Origin of the sequence: Rathayibacter sp. AY1C2, assembly GCF_002931195.1 — a bacterium.
GTDB lineage: Bacteria > Actinomycetota > Actinomycetes > Actinomycetales > Microbacteriaceae > Rathayibacter.
Genome location: NZ_PSWG01000013.1, coordinates 33,778 through 50,889 on the forward strand (window position 1 = coordinate 33,778; position 17,112 = coordinate 50,889).

Below are 17,112 nucleotides of genomic sequence, written 5' to 3' on the forward strand. Positions count from 1 at the left end.
GCGATACCGGCGGTATCGCGCCCGACGACAACGCCGCAGATCGCCGTGCCGGTGCCCGCGCTACTCGGAGGCGGAGCGGAGTTTGGAGATCTCGTAGAGCGCGACCGACGCCGCGATCCCGGCGTTCAGGGATTCGGTGGCGGAGCTGATCGGGATGGAGACGACGGCGTCGCACTGCTCGGTGACGAGGCGGGAGAGGCCCTTGCCCTCGCTGCCGACGACGACGAGGAGCGGCCGGTCGGCGAGTTCGAGGCCGGGGAGCATCACGTCGCCGTCGCCGTCGAGTCCGATGACGAAGACGCCTGCGCGCTTGAAGTCCTTGATAATGGCGGTGAGGTTGGACGCCATCGCGACGGGGATGCGTGCGGCGGCTCCGGCGGAGGTCTTCCAGGCGGCGGAGTTGAGGCCCACGGAGCGGCGCTGCGGGACGATGACGCCCTGTCCGCCGAACGCGGCGACGGAGCGGATGATCGCTCCGAGGTTGCGCGGGTCGGTGATGCCGTCGAGGGCGACGAGGAGGGGGACCGCTCCGCGGGAGACGCTGCGCTCGAGCAGGTCGCTCGGGTGGGCGTACTCGTAGGGCGGCACCTTCAGCACGAGGCCCTGGTGCACGGAGTCGGGGCCGGCGAGGCGGTCGAGCTCCGGGCGCATGACCTCGAGCACGGGAAGGCCGCGGGCGGTGGCGATCTTGAGCGCCTCCTTGACCCGGTCGTCCATCTCGATGCGGGTCGCGAGGTAGAGGGTGGTGGCCGGGATGCTGGCGCGCAGCGCCTCGAGGACCGAGTTCCGGCCCGTCACCATCTCGAAGTCGTCGCCGCTCTTGGGCTTGCGCGACGGAGCGGGGCGCCCCTGTCCGCGGGCGGCCGCGGAGAGGGCTCCGCCGGGGCGGCCCTTGCCGCCTGCGGCGACGAAGCGCTCGCGCGCGAGCTTCGCCTTGCCTGCGGGGTGGTAGGGCCGGTCCTCGGCCTTGGGCGTGGGCTTCTTGCCCTCGAGGGCCTGACGGCCCTGACCGCCGGAACCGACGGCCTTGCCCTTGCTCTTCTTTCGGACCGCTCCGGGGCGGCCGGGCTTATTCGCCATCGAGACTCCAATGCGCACCCGTCTGGGTGTCTTCGATCGTGATTCCCGCCGCGGCGAGATCGGTTCGGATGCGGTCGGCGCTCGCCCAGTCGCGCTGCTCGCGCGCGGTCTGGCGTTCGGCGACCAGGCGGTCGACCAGCACGCTGAGCGCGCGGTACGAGGGTTCGTCGTCGGAGCGCGCCCACTCGGGCGCCTCCGGGTCGATGCCGAGCACGGCCGCCATCGCGAGCACCTGGGTGCGCAGGGCCGAGACGGAGCCGAGGTCCTCGGCGTCGAGGGCGGCGTTGCCGGCGCGCACGGTCTCGTGCAGGACGCCGATGGCCTGCGGGACGGACAGGTCGTCGTCCATCGCCTCGGCGAACTCCTCCGGGACCACCGGCTCGCCGAGCGCTGCGAACCGCGTGCCGTCGAGGCGGCGGCGGGAGCGCTCGAGGAAGCCCTCGATCCGCTCCAGCGCCGCTTCGGCCTCCTCGAGGGCCCCGTCGTGGAACTCGAGGGTGGAGCGGTAGTGGGCCGAGCCGAGGTAGTAGCGGACGACGAGCGGGCGGGCCGCTTCGAGCAGCTCGGAGGCGAACACCGAGTTGCCGAGCGACTTGCTCATCTTCTGGCCGGTGACGGACACGAGGCCGTTGTGCAGCCAGTAGCTGGCGAAGGCGTGGCCGGCGGCGCTGGACTGGGCGAGCTCGTTCTCGTGGTGGGGGAAGCGCAGGTCGAGCCCGCCGCCGTGGATGTCGAACTGGGTGCCGAGGTACTTCGTCGACATCGCGGAGCACTCGATGTGCCAGCCGGGGCGCCCGGCGCCCCACGGCGAGGCCCAGGCGGCCGACTCGGGCTCCTCCGGCTTGGCGCCCTTCCAGAGAGCGAAGTCGTGCGGGTCGCGCTTGCCGCGCGGGTCGGCGTCGGTCGCCGCCTCCATGCTCTCGAGGCGCTGGTGGGTGAGCGAGCCGTAGTCCGGCCAGGACCGCGTGTCGAAGTAGACGTCGCCGGAGTCGTCGGGCGCCGGGTAGGCGTGACCGCGCTCGATCAGGGCCTGGATGAGCGTGATCATCTCGGCGATGCTCGCGGTCGCGCGCGGCTCGTAGGTCGGCGGGAGGATGCCGAGGGCCGTGTACGCGGCGGTGAACTCGAGCTCGACGCGGTAGGCGAGCGCCCACCACTGCTCGACCGGCGCGCCCTCGGGCACCCGACGCCGCGCGTCCTCGGCGATGGCGAGGATCTTGTCGTCGATGTCGGTGACGTTGCGCACCAGGGTGACCTGGAAGCCGCGGTACGCCAGCCAGCGGCGCAGCTGGTCGTAGGCGAGGGCGGAGCGCAGGTGCCCGATGTGGGGCGAGGACTGAACGGTGGGTCCGCAGACGTACATCCCGACCTCGTTCTCGCGGAGGGGGACGAAATCGACGAGGGCCTGGGCCTTCGAGTCATGCAGTCGCAGAGTCACGCGGGCGAGTTTACCGGGCGGACCGCTCCCGGCCGGGTCGGCGGCTCCGCCCGGGGACTAACGGGTGATAGCGGGGGTGGGGAGGACGAGTGCCGTCGCGGTCGCGGCGACCCCCTCGCCCCGGCCGGTGAAGCCCAGCGCGTCCGAGGTGGTGGCGGCGACGCTGACCGGTGCGCCGAGCAGCTCCGAGAGCAGCCTCTGCGCCTCCTCGCGCCGCGGCGAGAACTTCGGGCGGTTGCCGATGAGCTGCACCGAGACGTTGCCGATGGCGAAGCCGGCGGCCTCCACCAGCTCGCGGGTCGCGCGGAGGAAGACCTCGCCGTGGGCGTCCGCGAAGCGCGGGTCGGCCGTGCCGAAGCGGGAGCCGATATCGCCGAGACCCGCCGCCGCCAGGAGCGCGTCGCAGATCGCGTGGGCGACCGGGTCGCCGTCGCTGTGCCCGGACAGGCCCCGCTCCCCCGGCCAGTGCAGCCCGGCGAGCCAGAGCGGCGACGCGTCGTCGAACGCGTGCACGTCCGTGCCGATGCCGACGCGCGGCACGACGACGACGGGCGGCGGTGCGAGCACCTGCTCGGCGCGGGCCAGGTCCCAGGGGGTGGTGATCTTGAAGGCGAGCGGGTCGCCGGCGACGACGATCGAGGGACCGCCGCGCGAGGCGAGGAGCGCCGCGTCGTCGGTGAAGTCCTCCTCCGCCGAGGCGTAGGCCTCGTCGAGGAGCGCGCGCGGGAAGCCCTGCGGCGTCTGCACCGCGGCGAGCTCGGAGCGGTCCACTGTGCCGAGGATCCCGCCGTCGGCGCGGATGCGCTTGATCGTGTCGGTGACCGGCAGACCCGGGATCACTCCGCCGCGCGTCTCCCGGACCGCCGCGATCACCCGCTCGAACTGGTCGACGGGCGTGAGGGCGCGGGCGGCGTCGTGCACGAGCACCGTCTCGACGGCCGGACCGAGCGCCCGGAGCCCTCGAGCGACCGACTCCTGGCGGCTGGCGCCTCCGGCGACGACGCTGACGGAGCCGTCCGGGGCTCCGGCGGCGTGCGTCAGAGCGGCCGTCTCCTCGAGGAGGGCGGCGGGAGCCACGACGACGATCTGGACCGGCTCCGCGAGCAGCAGCACCGTGCGCAGGCTGCGCTCGAGGATCGTCCTCCCCGCGCAGTCGACGTAGGCCTTGGGGCGCTCGCGGCCGAGCCTCGTGCCGCTGCCGGCGGCGACGACGACGACGGCCGCGGTCGGCGCGCCGGCCGGACCGTTCAGGATGCGAGGACCTCGTCGAGGAGCACGGAGGCGGCGTCCTCGTCGGTCTTCTCGGCCAGGGCGAGCTCGGAGACGAGGATCTGGCGGGCCTTGGCGAGCATGCTCTTCTCCCCCGCCGAGAGGCCGCGGTCGCGGTCGCGGCGGGTGAGGTCGCGGACGACCTCGGAGACCTTGACGACGTCTCCGGACCCGAGCTTCTCGAGGTTGGCCTTGTAGCGGCGCGACCAGTTGGTCGGCTCCTCGACGACCTCGGCGCGCAGGACCTCGAACACGCGCTCGACGCCATCGCGGCCGATGACGTCGCGGACGCCGACCAGGTCGACGTTGTCGGCGGGCACCTCGATGACGAGGTCGCCCTGCGCGACGCGGAGCTTCAGGTACGTCTTCTCCTGGCCCTTGATCGTCCGGGTCTTCACCTCGGCGATCGTGGCGGCTCCGTGATGGGGGTAGACGACCGTCTCTCCGACCTCGAACTGCATGCGACGTCCTTTCAGCGGCGGAAAGATTACCATGCGCGCCGAGCGGGACGGGAGTCCGGACGGGCGGAGCCGCGGTGCTCGCTACGCTAGCCTGGTGTCGGCTCGTGCACAGTGAAGTCGCCCTGTCCGGGGCGAGCGGGGCCGACGATCTGGAGGTTCCTGTGAAGGCGCGTATCGCTGCATCCGTCGTTCTCGCGGTCGGCGTCGCCCTCGCTACCGCCGGCTGCAACCTCGTCGCCCCGCAGGCGACGCGCAAGATCTACGACCCGAGCGACGGAGTCGGCGCGACGATCGGCGATCTCGCCATCCGCAACGCGATGATCGTCTCGGACGACGGCGAGGCCGGCACTCTGATCGTGACGCTCGTGAACTCCACCGATGAGGCGCTGAGCGTCGAGGTGCAGTACGAGGGCTCCGCGGGCCGCACCAGCGACACCGTCGACGCCGTCCCCGGCCGCACCGAGGTCCGCCCCGACAGCACCGAGGCCGTCCAGATGGACGACATCGACACCATTCCCGGCGGCCTGCTCCCCGTCTACTTCCAGTACGGCTCCGAGCAGGGCAAGGAGCTCCTCGTCCCCGTCCTGACGAACGCCCTCGAGGCCTACTCGACGCTGACTCCCGCTCCCTCCGCGACGCCGACCGTCACCCCGACGGCCGACCCCGCCCGGACCGCGCTCCCCACTCCCACCGCCGAGCCCGGCGTCGACGCTCCCACCGCGGAGTAGCCCCCTCCGCCCTCGAGGGCCGTCCACCCCGGTGGGCGGCCCTTCGTCGTCCCCGCAGGTCACGATCCGCCGACTCCGTCGGCCACTCGACCACTATTCGCGCGACGTCCGGCTGCGCGCGTCTCGATACACCGACTCCGCCGACCACTCGAGCACCACGCCCTGAGCGACGCCCCCGCCCGGCTCGTCGCGCAGCGACGGCCCCGCCCCGCACCCCTCCAGCACAGGGTTGATCGCGGGTCCTGGCGGGGTGAGCTGCAAGGCGGAGGAGGGCGCGATACCAGCGGTATCGCAACCGACGACAACGCCGCAGATCGCCCCGCCAGGGCCCGCGATCAAGCGTCGAAGCGGTAGCCGAGGCCGCGGACAGTAACCAGGAGCACCGGTTCCTTCGGCGTCTTCTCGATCTTGGAGCGGATGCGCTTGACGTGGACGTCGAGGGTCTTCGTGTCGCCGAAGTAGTCGCTGCCCCAGACGCGGTCGATGAGCTGGCCGCGGGTGAGGACGCGGCCCGCGTTGCGGAGGAGCATCTCGAGGAGCTCGAACTCCTTGAGGGGCATCGGGGTCTCGACGCCGTCGACTTCGACCGTGTGGCGTTCGATGTCCATGCGGACGGGGCCGGCGACGACGATCCGCTCCTCGCCGGGCTCCTCGGTGCGGCGTCGGAGGACGGCGCGGATGCGGGCGAGCAGTTCGCGGGTGGAGTAGGGCTTGGTGACGTAGTCGTCCGCGCCGAGCTCCAGGCCGACGACGATGTCCACTTCGGAGTCCTTGGCGGTGACCATGATGATCGGGACGGAGGAGCGGGTGCGGATCTCGCGGCAGACCTCGGTGCCGGGCATGCCGGGCAGCATGAGGTCGAGGAGGATCAGGTCGTAGTCGCCCTCGTCGAAGGCGGCGACGGCGCGGTTGCCGTCCTCGGCGACGGTGACGTCGTAGCCCTCGCGTTCGAGCAGGTAGCTGAGGGGCTCGCTGAGGGCGCTCTCGTCCTCGACGAGCAGGATGCTGGTCACGCGTGTTCTCCTATCGGGGCGGTCGCCGCGAAGGGCGTCCGGGCGGGGTCGGCTTCGGGGAGCCGGATGGTGAAGGTGGAGCCGCGGCCGGGCTTGGACCAGACGCGGACGTCGCCGCCGTGGTTCTGCACGGCGTGCTTGACGATGCTGAGGCCGAGGCCGGTGCCGCCGGTGTGGCGGGAGCGGGCCTGGTCGACGCGGTAGAAGCGCTCGAACACCCGGTCGAGGTCCTCCTCCGGGATGCCGATGCCCTGGTCGGTGACGGCGATCTCGACGACTCCGCCGGTGGAGCGGACGCCGATGCCCACGCGGGAGCCGGCGGGCGAGTACTGGATGGCGTTGGCGAGGAGGTTGTGCAGCGCCGAGACGAGCATCTTCTCCTGCCCCACGACGTAGGCCTTCTTCATCCCGCCCTTGACCAGGGTGACGTCGTGCGACTCCGCCATGACGTGGGTGGTCTCGAGCGCCGCCGTGACGACGTCGTCGACGCGGATGATCTCGGCGGAGCCGGCGACGTCGGCGGCCTGGAGCCGGGAGAGCTCGATGATCTCGCGGGTGATCTTCGCGAGGCGGTGCGACTCCTGGGTCAGCCGGTGCGCGAAGCGGCGCACCTGCTGGGGGTCGTCGGCGGCGGAGTCGAGGGCCTCGGCGAGCAGGCCGACGGCGCCGATCGGGGTCTTCAGCTCGTGGGAGATGTTGGCGACGAAGTCCCGGCGGACGGCCTCGAGCCGGCGCGCCTCGGTGTGGTCCTCGGCGATGACGAGGACGTAGCGGGAGCCCAGGCGGGTCGCGTGGACGACGAGCGTCACGGCGGCGTCGGAGAGCGGGCTGGTCGCGAGCTCGAGGTCCTGGACGATGTCGTCGCCGAAGCGGCGGACGCGGTCGACGATGGCGGCGAGGTCGGGGTGGAGCAGCGTGTCCTGCGAGACCAGGCCGAGCGCGACGGCGCGGGTGGACGCCTTGAGCACGTTGTGCGACGGGTCGGTCACGAAGGCGGGCGAGCCGACGGCGTCGATGATCGCCTCGATCCCCTCGGGGAGCCCGACCGAGATCACGTCCTGCGCGATGCGGCCCTGGCGGGCGGCGAGCGTGAGCACGGTCGTCAGAAGGATCCCGATCGCGACACCGAGAACGAGTGACAGAACCACGATCAAGCCCGAATCCACGGACCCAGGCTAACCATCCACCGGGCGTCCCCCTACCGGACGCCCGTCGATCCTCCGGGGGTCGAGTACTGTTCAAACGCCCGGCACCGTCCGTTAACCTGCCGTGGTCATCATGACTGCGCCTGCGCCCACGGAGTGCAGTCGCAGCGGCGTGCGAGGTGCTCGCCGCAGATCCGGCGCCGTCGTCCGCGCGCGCCGTAGAGAGGGTCGAACACAGATGCGCGAAGTTTTCCAGCAGGAGCTGGCCGAGGTCCAGGAACGACTCGTCGAGATCTCCGGACTCGTCGAGATCGCCATCGAGAAGGCGACCCAGGCGTTCAACCACTCCGACGTCACCCTCGCGGAGGAGGTCATCGCGAGCGACGCGCGCATCGACGAGCTGGCCATCAGCCTCGACGAGCTCGCGATCGACATCCTCGCCCGGCAGAACCCGGTCGCCCGCGACCTGCGGATCGTCGTCTCGGCGCTGCGCATCAGCGCGTCGCTCGAGCGGATGGGCGACATCGCCGAGCACATCGCCCAGCTCTCGCGCTACCGCTTCCCCGACAAGGTGGTCCCCAAGAGCCTGCGTCCGACGTTCGTCGAGATGGGCCGCCTCGACGTGGTCGTCGCGCACAAGCTGACCGACCTGCTCCGCTCGCAGGACCCGCGCATCGCCGAGGAGATCCGCGACGAGGACGACAAGATCGACGAGCTGCACGTCAGCGTCTTCGACAAGGTGCTCAGCGAGGCGTGGAAGGGCCAGGCCGCCGACACCGTCGACGCGACCCTCGCCAGCCGCTACCACGAGCGCTTCGCCGACCACGCCGTGTCGATCGCCAAGAAGGTCCAGTACCTGATCTCGGGCGACTACTCCTAGTCGACACCTCGGGCTCCAGCCCGTCTCACCGTCCGGCCCGCAGGAACGAGCGTCTCCTGCGGGCCGGACGTGTCCGTGCGCTCCGCCTCCGGGGCTACGGGAACGGCCCGCCGGAGTCGAGGACTCGGGCGGGCCGTTCGCGCGTTCGGGGCGGTGCTACTTCTTGGCGCCCTGGGCGGCGACGGCGGCGGCACCGGCGGCCGCGGCCTCGGGGTCGAGGTAGCGCGCCTCGCCGATGGGCTCGAAGTCCTCGTTCAGCTCGTAGACGAGCGGGATCCCGGTCGGGATGTTGAGCTCCGCGATGTCCGAGTCCGAGATGCCGTCGAGCGTCTTCACCAGCGCGCGGAGGGAGTTGCCGTGCGCGGTGATCATGACGGTCTTGCCCGAGGCGAGGTCCGGCTTGATGTCGGACTCCCAGTACGGAAGCATCCGCTCGATCACGAGCTTCAGCGACTCGGTGCGGGGCAGTGCGTCGCCGAGGTCGGCGTAGCGCTCGTCGTGCGCCTGCGAGTACTGGTCGTCGTCGTCGAGCGGGGGCGGCGGCACGTCGAAGGAGCGGCGCCAGGTCTGGAACTGCTCGGGGCCGTACTCGGCGAGGGTCTGCGCCTTGTCCTTGCCCTGCAGGGCGCCGTAGTGGCGCTCGTTGAGGCGCCAGGAGCGCTTGACGTCGATCCACAGGCGGTCGGCGACCTCGAGGGCGATGTTGGCGGTCTGGATCGCACGCGTCTGGCGCGACGTGTAGACGATGTCGGGGTGCAGGCCCGCCTCGGTCAGCAGCTCGCCGGCACGGGTGGCCTCCGCGACTCCCTGCTCGGTCAGGCGCACGTCGACCCAGCCGGTGAACAGGTTCTTCTGGTTCCACTCGCTGTTGCCGTGGCGCACGAGGATGAGGGTGTAGGTCTCGGACATGCGTCCAGCTTAGAGGCGGCCCCCTCACCCGCGGATACGCTGGAGAGCATGCCCATCGGAGCCGTCACCCGCGGAACGACGGGCACGAACCGCCTCCGCCGGGTCGACCGCCGGCTCGCCGAGCTGCCCGTCCTGCGCAGCACCGCCTCCCCGCTCGTCGTCGATCTCGGCTTCGGGGCGAGCGCGGTCACCACGCTCGAGCTGCACCGCCGGCTCGTCCGGGCCGCGCCCGACGTCGAGGTGCTCGGCCTCGAGATCGAGCCCGCACGGGTCGACACCGCTCGGCGCCAGCTCGCCCGGGTGAGGGAGGGCGGCACGCCGTTCCCCGCGGACGCGCGCGTGCGCTTCGAGCGCGGCGGCTTCGAGGTGCCCCTGCCCGCGGGGCGGCGGGCAGGCGTCATCCGCGCCTTCAACGTGCTCCGCCAGTACGACGAGGACGCGGTTCATAGAGCCTGGGCGACGATGACGGACCGTCTGCAGCCCGACGGCGTCCTGGTCGAGGGCACCTGCGACGAGATCGGCCGCATCTGCACCTGGATCGAGGTCGGCCGGGAGGGCCCGCGCTCGCTGACCCTCTCGCTCCGGCTCGCGGCGATCCCCTCGCCGATGACGGCGGCCGAGCGCCTGCCGAAGGCCCTCATCCACCGCAACGTGCCCGGCGAGGGCGTGCACGCCTTCCTCTCCTCCCTCGAGCGGGCGTGGACGCTGAACGCCCCTCTCGCCGTCTACAGTCCGGGTCAGCGGTGGATCGCGACGGTCCGGGACCTCCGGCCGGAGTGGCCGGTCCTCGGCGGGCCGCGGCGCTGGCGCCTGGGCGAGGTGACGGTCGCGTGGGAGGCGGTCGCCCCCTCCTCCTGAGCGCCGGGCCTGAGCGCCGGGCCTGAGCACCGGACCTCCTGAGCCCTAGGCGAGCGGGGGCAGGGCGGCCCGAGCCTCGGCGGGAGCGGCGCCGGTCGCCGTGAGCAGGTCGACGACGAGCGGGCGGAGCAGGACGAGCACCGTCTTCTCGGCGAGGCGCGCCTCCGGGATCAGCCGCTGGGGGTCGAGCGTGGTCGCGAGCAGCACGAGGTCCTGACGCGCCAGGGCGAGCACCGAAGGATCGGCGACCGCGCGGCCGAGCAGCGCGATACCCGGGCCGAGGGCGGCGACCGCTCCGGCGAGCGCCGGCCGCGGGGCGCCGTCCCCGACGAGGAAGTCGGTGCGGCGCGCGACGATGCGCAGGTTCCGGGTCGCGAGATCCAGCGCGGACAGCATCACGGCCTGGCGGGAGAGCTCGCCGCGGTGCCGACGGACGAACGGCGAGATCCGGGCGACGCCGGTAGCGGAGTCGAGCGCCGCGGTCCAGCCGTCGATGACCGGCTGCGTCCCGCGGATCCGCTCGAGGGCTGCGGTGGACGCCGAGGAGTCGCCCCGGCGGAGCGCCTCGGCCAGCTCCTCCACGGTCCGGCTGAGCGCGGTGAGGAGCCGATGCGCCTCGGCCCGCGCCGTGCGCAGCGGCGGGCGGGGCACGATCGCCGTGCAGAGCAGCGCCGCGAGCCCGCCGATCAGGCCGTCGACGCTCCGGGTGAAGACGCCTCCGTCCGGCGCAGGGAGGACCATCACCAGCATCGCCTGGGTCCCGGCGGCCACGGCGAACCCCGGCGAGGGCGAGAGGGCCCGGCCGAGCGTGAAGACGATCGCGAGGACGACGGCGAGCTGCCAGACGCCGCTCCCCCACAGCAGGAGCAGGACCTCGCTGGCCGTGATGCCGATGAGCATCCCCGTCGCTGTCTCGGCCACCTGCTTGGGACGGGTGTCGCGCGCGATGCCGAGGCTCGAGATCGTGGCCGTCAGCGCCAGCACCGGCGCGGGGTGCCCGAGGAGGAAGTGCGCGACGGAGTAGGCGAGGGTCGCCGCGAGCACGATCTGCAGCACTGCGGGGAGCGACGCCCCCGCGCGGGCGAGGGCGCGCGCGGGACTCAGCTCGGGGGCCCGGACGAGACCGCGCAGCCGCTCGGCCGCCCGGCCCCGCTCGGCGGGACGTGCGGCCACCACGGCGTGGCCTACCTGGTCGTCGCCCCGAGGCGGGGCAGGCGGGGCACTCCCGCCTCCGCTCCGGCTCCCGGCGGGACCACGACCTCCTGGGCCGCGGCCACGCGCGAGTCGCCGGCCAGCACGGTCAGCTCGAGGTCCACCGGGACGCTCCGCTTGACGACCGCGAGAGCGACCGGTCCGTCCTCGTAGTGCCAGGCGCTCGAGGTGACCGTGCCGACCTCGACCGGCTCGCCGCCCTTGAGCGCCGTGACGATGTCGCCGTGGGCGGGGAGGACCGAGTCGGAGCCGTCGAGCTGCAGCAGGACCAGGCGCCGCGGCGGGTGGCCGAGATTGTGCACCTTCGCCACCGTCTCCTGGCCCCGGTAGCAGCCCTTGGCGAGGTGCACGCTCGAGCGGAGGAGGTCGAGCTCGTGCGGGATGGACCGCTCGTCGACCTCGGTCGCGTGGCGCGGGCGCCAGGCGGCGATGCGCAGGGCCTCGAGGGCGTCGACCCCGGCGAGGGCCACTCCCACCCCGACGGCCGTCTCCGCGAGGGCCTCGAGGGCCGCTCGCGGGACCAGGACCTCGCGGAGCTCCCAGGAGGCCCCGGGGTGCTCTGTGGTCAGCGCGTACTGCCAGCCGCCCGGCTGGACCTGCGACCACGGGTCGCTCCAGACGACGGGCTCCTCGGCCAGGGACAGGGCGAGCGTCAGGGCCGGCCCGTCGCCGAGGGCGGCGAGGGTCGCGAAGTCGTCGGTGCGGTCGGCGACCTCGACGCGGAGCATGAAGCGCATCCGGTCGAGCCAGGCGGCCAGGCCGGCCGTCTCGTCGCGGTCGAGCAGGAGCCAGGCGGTCTCGCCGTCGTCGACGAGGCGGATGACGTACTCGATCCGGCCGGTCGGGTCGAGCAGGAGCGTCTCGGCGGACGCGCCGGGAGCGAGGCGCGAGACGGCCTGGCTGGTGAGCGAGTCGATCCAGGTGAGGCGGTCCGGCCCCGTGACGGTCACGACGCCGCGGCCGGAGAGGTCGACGAGCGCGGTGCCCGCGGCGAGAGCGCGCTGCTCGCGGAAGGGCTCGCCGTAGTGCGCGGCGACGCCGGGCTCGGCGGCGCTCGTCGTGGCGACGGCGCCCGGGGCGGCCAGGAGCGGGGAGAGCGCGTCAGTCGACACGGGCGAGCCGTCCGGAGGAGTGGGTCCGCAGGCCCTGGCCGAGCGCGGCGATGTCCCACGCCCACAGCAGGTGGTCGTCGACCAGGCCGTAGAGGCGGGTGGCGGCGGCGTAGTCCTTCGCCGCGGCGGTGCGCATCACCGCGTCGGTCGCGAGGTCGATCCGCGGCCCCCTGACCTGGCCGAGGTAGAGCTCGCTGACCCCGTCCGGGTGCACGAGCGAGACCTCGATGTCGAAGCCGCCGGCGGCGTTGCGCAGCGTCTCGACGGACTCCGCGTCGGGGAAGGCGGGTGCGCCGCGGCCGGGCAGCATTCCCGGGCCGGCGTCGGAGTCGGTCAGAGCGCGGCTGAGGCGCCAGTAGCCGGTCTCGGTGACCAGCGGCCGGGGCGCCTCCTCGGCGCCCTCCTCGATCAGCCACGTGTAGGAGTTGTAGTTGAGGTACGGGAGGCCGTCGTAGCTGAAGCTGATGCGATGGCCGAACTCGGCCTGGACGGAGTCGTCGCCGATCGTGTAGTCGATGACGCCCGAGCCCTCCCAGACGCCGAGCAGCCAGGACAGGGGGACGAGCTCGGGCGGCAGGCCCGACGGAAGCGAGATCACTCGGGCTCCGGCGGCGGCTAGCGCTGGCCGCGGTAGAGCTTGTAGACGACCACGCCGGAGACCCACGCGATGGCGAGGGAGGCGAGCCCGAGCAGACCGAGGTAGAAGAGTTCCAGCGCGAGAAGCATGCGCTCATCCTACCCGCCGCCTCCGACGCAGGGGCGGGGCGGACGCGACCGCTCAAGCGGTGCGGATCCGGGCGCTCGGGACGGGAGGGCGCGACCGCTCAGGCGGGGAGGAGGAGGGCGATCCCGCTCGCGACCGCGACCACGGCCATCGCCCCGACGATGCTCGTCATCGCGCGGAGGAGGTACCCCTCGGCGCGGGCCACGGCGAGCTGCACCGCGAAGGTCGCGAGCACGCATCCGCCGAACGTCAGCGCGAGCCAGAGCTGCCGGGACTCCGGAGCGGCGATCGCCAGAGTCAGCACGGAGCCCGCGAGTGCGAGCGCCCAGACGACTCCGATGCCCACCCGATCCCTGCCCATCCGACAATTGTGCCCCAGGCGGACGCCCCTCCCGGCCCGCCGCTAGTATTGCGGGCAGACCAGTTCTGGAGGATCCGTGGCGCAGTTGTTGATACTGACCTCGGCGGGAGGCGCCGAGGTGCTCCCCGCACTGGGGCTCCTCAGCCACCGGACCCGGCAGATCCCCGCGGAGCCCGCCCAGCTCGTGAACGCCCCGAGCTGCGATCTGATCCTGGTCGACGCGCGGCAGGACCTCGCCAGCGCCAAGTCGCTCTGCAAGATCCTCACGACCACGGGCATCAACGTCCCCCTCATCCTGATCCTCACGGAGGGCGGGCTCACGGCCGTCTCGGCCGACTGGGGCGTCAACGACGTCATCCTCGACTCGGCCGGCCCCGCCGAGGTCGACGCCCGCATCCGCCTGGTGATCGGCCGGCTGGCGCAGGAGCAGTCGACCTCGCGCATCCAGGCCTCGGGCGTCGTGATCGACGAGGCCAGCTACTCCGCCAAGGTGCACGGGCGCCCGCTCGACCTCACCTTCAAGGAGTTCGAGCTCCTCCGCTTCTTCGCCACGCACCCCTCGCGCGTCTTCACCCGCGAGCAGCTGCTGAGCGAGGTGTGGGGCTACGACTACTTCGGCGGCACCCGCACGGTCGACGTGCACGTGCGGCGCCTCCGCGCGAAGCTCGGCGACCTGGAGTCGCTGATCGGCACGGTCCGCAACGTCGGATACCGCTTCAACGTGTACGAAGAGGACAATGAGCGAGTCGCTCAACCTGTCCGTTGAGGACCTGGCCGATCCCGCGGTGGCGGCCGGCCTCGAGCACCTGATCGGGCGCGCCGCCTGGTTCGACCACCAGCCCCCCTTCAGCGACCAGACGCTCGTCGACGCCCGGGCCGGCTCGCGCACCCTCCTCGTGGGGCTGCGCGCGGACGTGGTCGTGGCGGCGGCGATCCTCGGGCAGGGCGAGCTGGAGTTCGTCGTCGATCCGGAGTGGCGCGGGGTCGGCTTCGGCACCGCGACCCTGGAGCAGGTCCTCGCGAGCGGCCGGACGGGCCTGCTCGCCTGGGCGCACGGCGACCACCCCGCCGCCCGGGCCCTCGCGGCCTCCCACGGCTTCGCACCGGTCCGCACCCTCCTGCACCTCGAGCTCGAGCCGCTCGACGCCCCCGAGGTCCGCATCCCCGAGGGCGTCGTCCTCTCGGACGCCCGCGACCTCGCTCCGGCCGAGTGGATCGCCCTGAACGCGCGGATCTTCGCCGCGCACCCCGAGCAGGGGCGGATGACGGAGGAGGACCTGGCGGCCCGCCGCGCCGAGCCGTGGTTCGACGAGGGCGACTTCCTCCTGCTCCGCGACGCCGACGGCACGCTCCTCGGCTACGACTGGCTGAAGATCGAGCCCGGATCGACGACCGGCGAGATCTACGTCCTCGGGGTCGCCCCCGAGGCGGCCGGACGGGGACTCGGCCGCACCCTGCTGAACGCCGGGCTCGCGCGGATGCTCGAGCGCGGCTGCACCGCGGCCGACCTCTACGTCGAGGCCGAGAACCGGTCGGCGGTGGCGCTCTACCGCTCGCTCGGGTTCACGGACGCCTCCGTCGACGTGCAGTACCTGCAGCGCGCCGCGCCGCTGCGCTGAGCCGGCACTCCTCCACAGGGCCTCCCCCGGCCCCGTTCATCCGGCATTCACGAGCGGCGGCGCGGAGCGGACGGACGCGGTGCCAGGATGGTCGCATGGACGGCGACAACCTGCTTCTCGAAGACGGTCTCAGCGATGACCTCGACGACGACTTCGACGACGAGGAGGAGCACTCGGACCCGCTCCTCCCCGACAACCGCTACCTCGACCGGGAGCTGAGCTGGCTCGCGTTCAACCAGCGCGTGCTCGAGCTCGCGGAGGATCCGCTGGTTCCGGCGCTCGAGCGGGCGAACTTCCTGGCGATCTTCTCGTCCAACCTCGACGAGTTCTTCATGGTCCGGGTCGCCGGCCTCAAGCGCCGCATCCTCACGGGGCTCGCCCTGCCGACGAACATCGGCCGCGTGCCGGTCGACGTGCTGACCGATATCTCGGAGAAGGCGCACCTGCTGCAGCAGCGCCACTCCCGAGCGTTCAAGGAGCTCGTCGAGCCCGCCCTGCGCGACGGCGGCATCGACCTCGTCCGCTGGGACGAGCTGAGCGACGCCGAGCGCACCGTGCTGGACGACTACTTCTCGGCCCAGGTGTTCCCGGTGCTGATGCCGCTCGCGGTCGACCCGGCGCACCCGTTCCCCTACATCTCCGGCCTCTCGCTCAACCTCTCGGTGCGGGTGCGGAACCCGAAGACGCAGAAGGTCGAGTTCGCGCGCCTCAAGGTGCCGCAGATGCTCCCCCGCTTCGTGCGGATCGCCGGAGTCGCGGCGCCGGGCGAGCCGATGCGGTTCATCTCGCTCGAGGACCTGATCGCCAACCAGCTGGACGACCTGTTCCCCGGCATGGAGATCCTCGACCACCACGTGTTCCGGGTGACGCGCAACGAGGACGTCGAGGTCGACGAGGACGAGACCGAGAACCTGATCAAGGCCCTCGAGAAGGAGCTGCTGCGCCGCCGGTTCGGCCCGCCCATCCGCCTCGAGGTCACCGACGACATGGACGACGAGACGCTGGGCCTGCTGGTCCGCGAGCTCGACATCACGACGCAGGAGGTCTACAAGCTCCCGGCCCCGCTCGACCTCAGCGGGCTCTTCAGCCTGCAGAAGATCGACCGCCCGGACCTGAAGTACCCCAATCACGTCCCGACGACGGCGGTGCAGCTCTCGCCCAGCGAGCCCAACCAGCGGCAGGACGTCTTCAAGGCCGTCTCCCGCGGCGACGTGCTCCTTCACCACCCCTACGAGTCCTTCGCGACGAGCGTGCAGTCGTTCCTCGAGCAGGCGGCGGCCGATCCGGACGTGCTCGCGATCAAGCAGACGCTCTACCGCACCTCGGGCGACTCCCCCATCGTCGAGGCGCTCATCGACGCGGCCGAGTCGGGCAAGCAGGTGCTCGCCCTGGTCGAGATCAAGGCGCGCTTCGACGAGCAGGCGAACATCTCGTGGGCGCGCAAGCTCGAGAAGGCGGGCGTGCACGTGGTCTACGGGCTCGTCGGGCTGAAGACCCACTGCAAGCTCGCGCTCGTCATCCGCCAGGAGAAGGGCGGAGTGCTCCGCCACTACTCCCACATCGGCACCGGCAACTACAACCCGAAGACCTCGCGCATCTACGAGGACCTCGGACTCCTGACGGCCGACCCCGAGGTCGGCAAGGACCTCACGCGTCTGTTCAACGAGCTCTCGGGCTACGCGATCGAGAAGAAGTTCAAGCGCCTGCTCGTCGCGCCGCGCCACCTGCGGAAGGGCCTGCTCAAGCGGATCGCCGCCGAGACCGAGAACGCCCGCGCGGGGCGCCCCTCGGGCATCCGGATCAAGGTCAACTCGATCGTCGACGAGTCCGTGATCGACGCGCTCTACCGCGCCAGCCAGGCCGGCGTGCCGGTCGACGTGTGGGTGCGCGGCATCTGCGGGCTGAAGCCCGGCCAGGAGGGGCTCTCCGAGACCATCCGCGTGCGCTCGATCCTCGGCCGCTACCTCGAGCACTCCCGCATCTTCAGCTTCGTCAACGGCGGCGAGCCGGACGTCTTCATCGGCAGCGCCGACATGATGCACCGCAACCTCGACCGCCGCGTCGAGGCTCTGGTGCGGATCGTCGAGCCGGCGCACCTCAGCGAGATCGACGACATGTTCGAGCGGGCGATGGACGAGCGGACCGCCTCCTGGTGGCTCGGCCCGGACGGCGACTGGACGCGGCACCACCTCGACGAGGAGGGCGCTCCGCTCGCCGACCTGCAGAACCAGCTGATGCAGCACATCACCCATCGCAAGCGCGCGGCTACACGGTCCGCCAACCGGGCCTCCAGCCGCTGACGC

17 protein-coding genes are annotated in these 17,112 nt (G+C 72.2%); 6 read left to right on the top strand and 11 right to left on the bottom strand.

Annotated elements, in window-relative coordinates; translation table 11 throughout:
* Positions 1-60 precede the first annotated feature (60 nt).
* From rlmB to C5C55_RS10605, 4 genes are read right to left on the bottom strand one after another with little or no spacing between them, the layout of a single operon-like run.
* Complete coding sequence (gene rlmB / locus C5C55_RS10590) at positions 61-1,080, bottom strand: 23S rRNA (guanosine(2251)-2'-O)-methyltransferase RlmB (RefSeq protein WP_104233890.1); 1,020 nt, start codon at positions 1,078-1,080, stop codon at positions 61-63.
* The gene (gene cysS, locus C5C55_RS10595; RefSeq protein WP_104233891.1) at positions 1,070-2,518 is read right to left on the bottom strand and encodes a cysteine--tRNA ligase; all 1,449 of its coding nucleotides are present in this window, start codon (positions 2,516-2,518) and stop codon (positions 1,070-1,072) included. Before cysS ends, rlmB begins: the two co-directional genes overlap by 11 nt.
* A 57-nt stretch (positions 2,519-2,575) precedes the next feature.
* Positions 2,576-3,772, bottom strand: coding sequence for a 2-C-methyl-D-erythritol 4-phosphate cytidylyltransferase (gene ispD / locus C5C55_RS10600; protein WP_104233914.1), 1,197 nt, complete (start codon positions 3,770-3,772; stop codon positions 2,576-2,578).
* Positions 3,766-4,248 (bottom strand): CarD family transcriptional regulator, encoded by a 483-nt coding sequence (locus tag C5C55_RS10605; RefSeq protein ID WP_104226484.1) that lies wholly within the window; start codon positions 4,246-4,248, stop codon positions 3,766-3,768. Before C5C55_RS10605 ends, ispD begins: the two co-directional genes overlap by 7 nt.
* Positions 4,249-4,409: 161 nt before the next feature.
* Here C5C55_RS10605 and C5C55_RS10610 point away from each other — a divergent pair, with 161 nt between their 5' ends.
* Entirely contained in the window at positions 4,410-4,976 is a 567-nt protein-coding gene (locus C5C55_RS10610; protein ID WP_104224588.1) for a hypothetical protein, read from the top strand.
* 335 nt (positions 4,977-5,311) lie between these two features.
* On the opposite strand, the gene C5C55_RS10615 is transcribed toward C5C55_RS10610, so the two are convergent.
* Positions 5,312-5,989 (bottom strand): response regulator transcription factor, encoded by a 678-nt coding sequence (locus tag C5C55_RS10615; protein ID WP_104227263.1) that lies wholly within the window; start codon positions 5,987-5,989, stop codon positions 5,312-5,314.
* Entirely contained in the window at positions 5,986-7,155 is a 1,170-nt protein-coding gene (locus tag C5C55_RS10620; RefSeq protein WP_104224692.1) for a cell wall metabolism sensor histidine kinase WalK, read from the bottom strand. The genes C5C55_RS10615 and C5C55_RS10620 overlap by 4 nt, the downstream gene beginning before the upstream one ends.
* 217 nt (positions 7,156-7,372) lie before the next feature.
* Here C5C55_RS10620 and phoU point away from each other — a divergent pair, with 217 nt between their 5' ends.
* A complete protein-coding gene (gene phoU, locus C5C55_RS10625; RefSeq protein WP_104224693.1) occupies positions 7,373-8,014 on the top strand; it encodes a phosphate signaling complex protein PhoU in 642 nt (213 codons plus the stop codon).
* Positions 8,015-8,170: 156 nt separating this feature from the next.
* On the opposite strand, the gene C5C55_RS10630 is transcribed toward phoU, so the two are convergent.
* Positions 8,171-8,923 carry a phosphoglyceromutase gene (locus tag C5C55_RS10630; protein WP_104224694.1) on the bottom strand — a complete coding sequence of 251 codons (753 nt, stop codon included), beginning with the start codon at positions 8,921-8,923 and terminating at the stop codon, positions 8,171-8,173.
* A gap of 48 nt (positions 8,924-8,971) precedes the next feature.
* Here C5C55_RS10630 and C5C55_RS10635 point away from each other — a divergent pair, with 48 nt between their 5' ends.
* Positions 8,972-9,781 (top strand): class I SAM-dependent methyltransferase, encoded by an 810-nt coding sequence (locus C5C55_RS10635; RefSeq protein WP_104233892.1) that lies wholly within the window; start codon positions 8,972-8,974, stop codon positions 9,779-9,781.
* A gap of 45 nt (positions 9,782-9,826) precedes the next feature.
* Here the strand turns inward: C5C55_RS10635 and C5C55_RS10640 are convergent, their stop codons facing one another.
* From C5C55_RS10640 to C5C55_RS10655, 4 genes are all read right to left on the bottom strand, one after another.
* Positions 9,827-10,957 carry an aromatic acid exporter family protein gene (locus C5C55_RS10640; RefSeq protein ID WP_104233893.1) on the bottom strand — a complete coding sequence of 377 codons (1,131 nt, stop codon included), beginning with the start codon at positions 10,955-10,957 and terminating at the stop codon, positions 9,827-9,829.
* Positions 10,958-10,965: 8 nt separating this feature from the next.
* Positions 10,966-12,105 carry a folate-binding protein YgfZ gene (locus C5C55_RS10645; protein ID WP_104233894.1) on the bottom strand — a complete coding sequence of 380 codons (1,140 nt, stop codon included), beginning with the start codon at positions 12,103-12,105 and terminating at the stop codon, positions 10,966-10,968.
* Positions 12,095-12,703: an FABP family protein gene (locus C5C55_RS10650; RefSeq protein WP_104233895.1), complete on the bottom strand. Its 609-nt coding sequence runs from the start codon at positions 12,701-12,703 to the stop codon at positions 12,095-12,097. The genes C5C55_RS10645 and C5C55_RS10650 overlap by 11 nt, the downstream gene beginning before the upstream one ends.
* 226 nt (positions 12,704-12,929) lie before the next feature.
* Positions 12,930-13,190: a hypothetical protein gene (locus C5C55_RS10655; protein ID WP_146076503.1), complete on the bottom strand. Its 261-nt coding sequence runs from the start codon at positions 13,188-13,190 to the stop codon at positions 12,930-12,932.
* Positions 13,191-13,266: 76 nt separating this feature from the next.
* Here C5C55_RS10655 and C5C55_RS10660 point away from each other — a divergent pair, with 76 nt between their 5' ends.
* The 3 genes from C5C55_RS10660 (at position 13,267) to C5C55_RS10670 (ending at position 17,109) form a co-directional block, all read left to right on the top strand.
* Positions 13,267-13,956 (top strand): winged helix-turn-helix domain-containing protein, encoded by a 690-nt coding sequence (locus C5C55_RS10660; RefSeq protein ID WP_104224700.1) that lies wholly within the window; start codon positions 13,267-13,269, stop codon positions 13,954-13,956.
* On the top strand, positions 13,928-14,809 hold the full coding sequence (mshD, locus tag C5C55_RS10665; protein WP_104233896.1) for a mycothiol synthase: 882 nt from the start codon (positions 13,928-13,930) through the stop codon (positions 14,807-14,809). Before C5C55_RS10660 ends, mshD begins: the two co-directional genes overlap by 29 nt.
* Before the next feature lie 95 nt (positions 14,810-14,904).
* Complete coding sequence (locus tag C5C55_RS10670; RefSeq protein WP_104224702.1) at positions 14,905-17,109, top strand: RNA degradosome polyphosphate kinase; 2,205 nt, start codon at positions 14,905-14,907, stop codon at positions 17,107-17,109.
* Positions 17,110-17,112 lie beyond the last annotated feature (3 nt).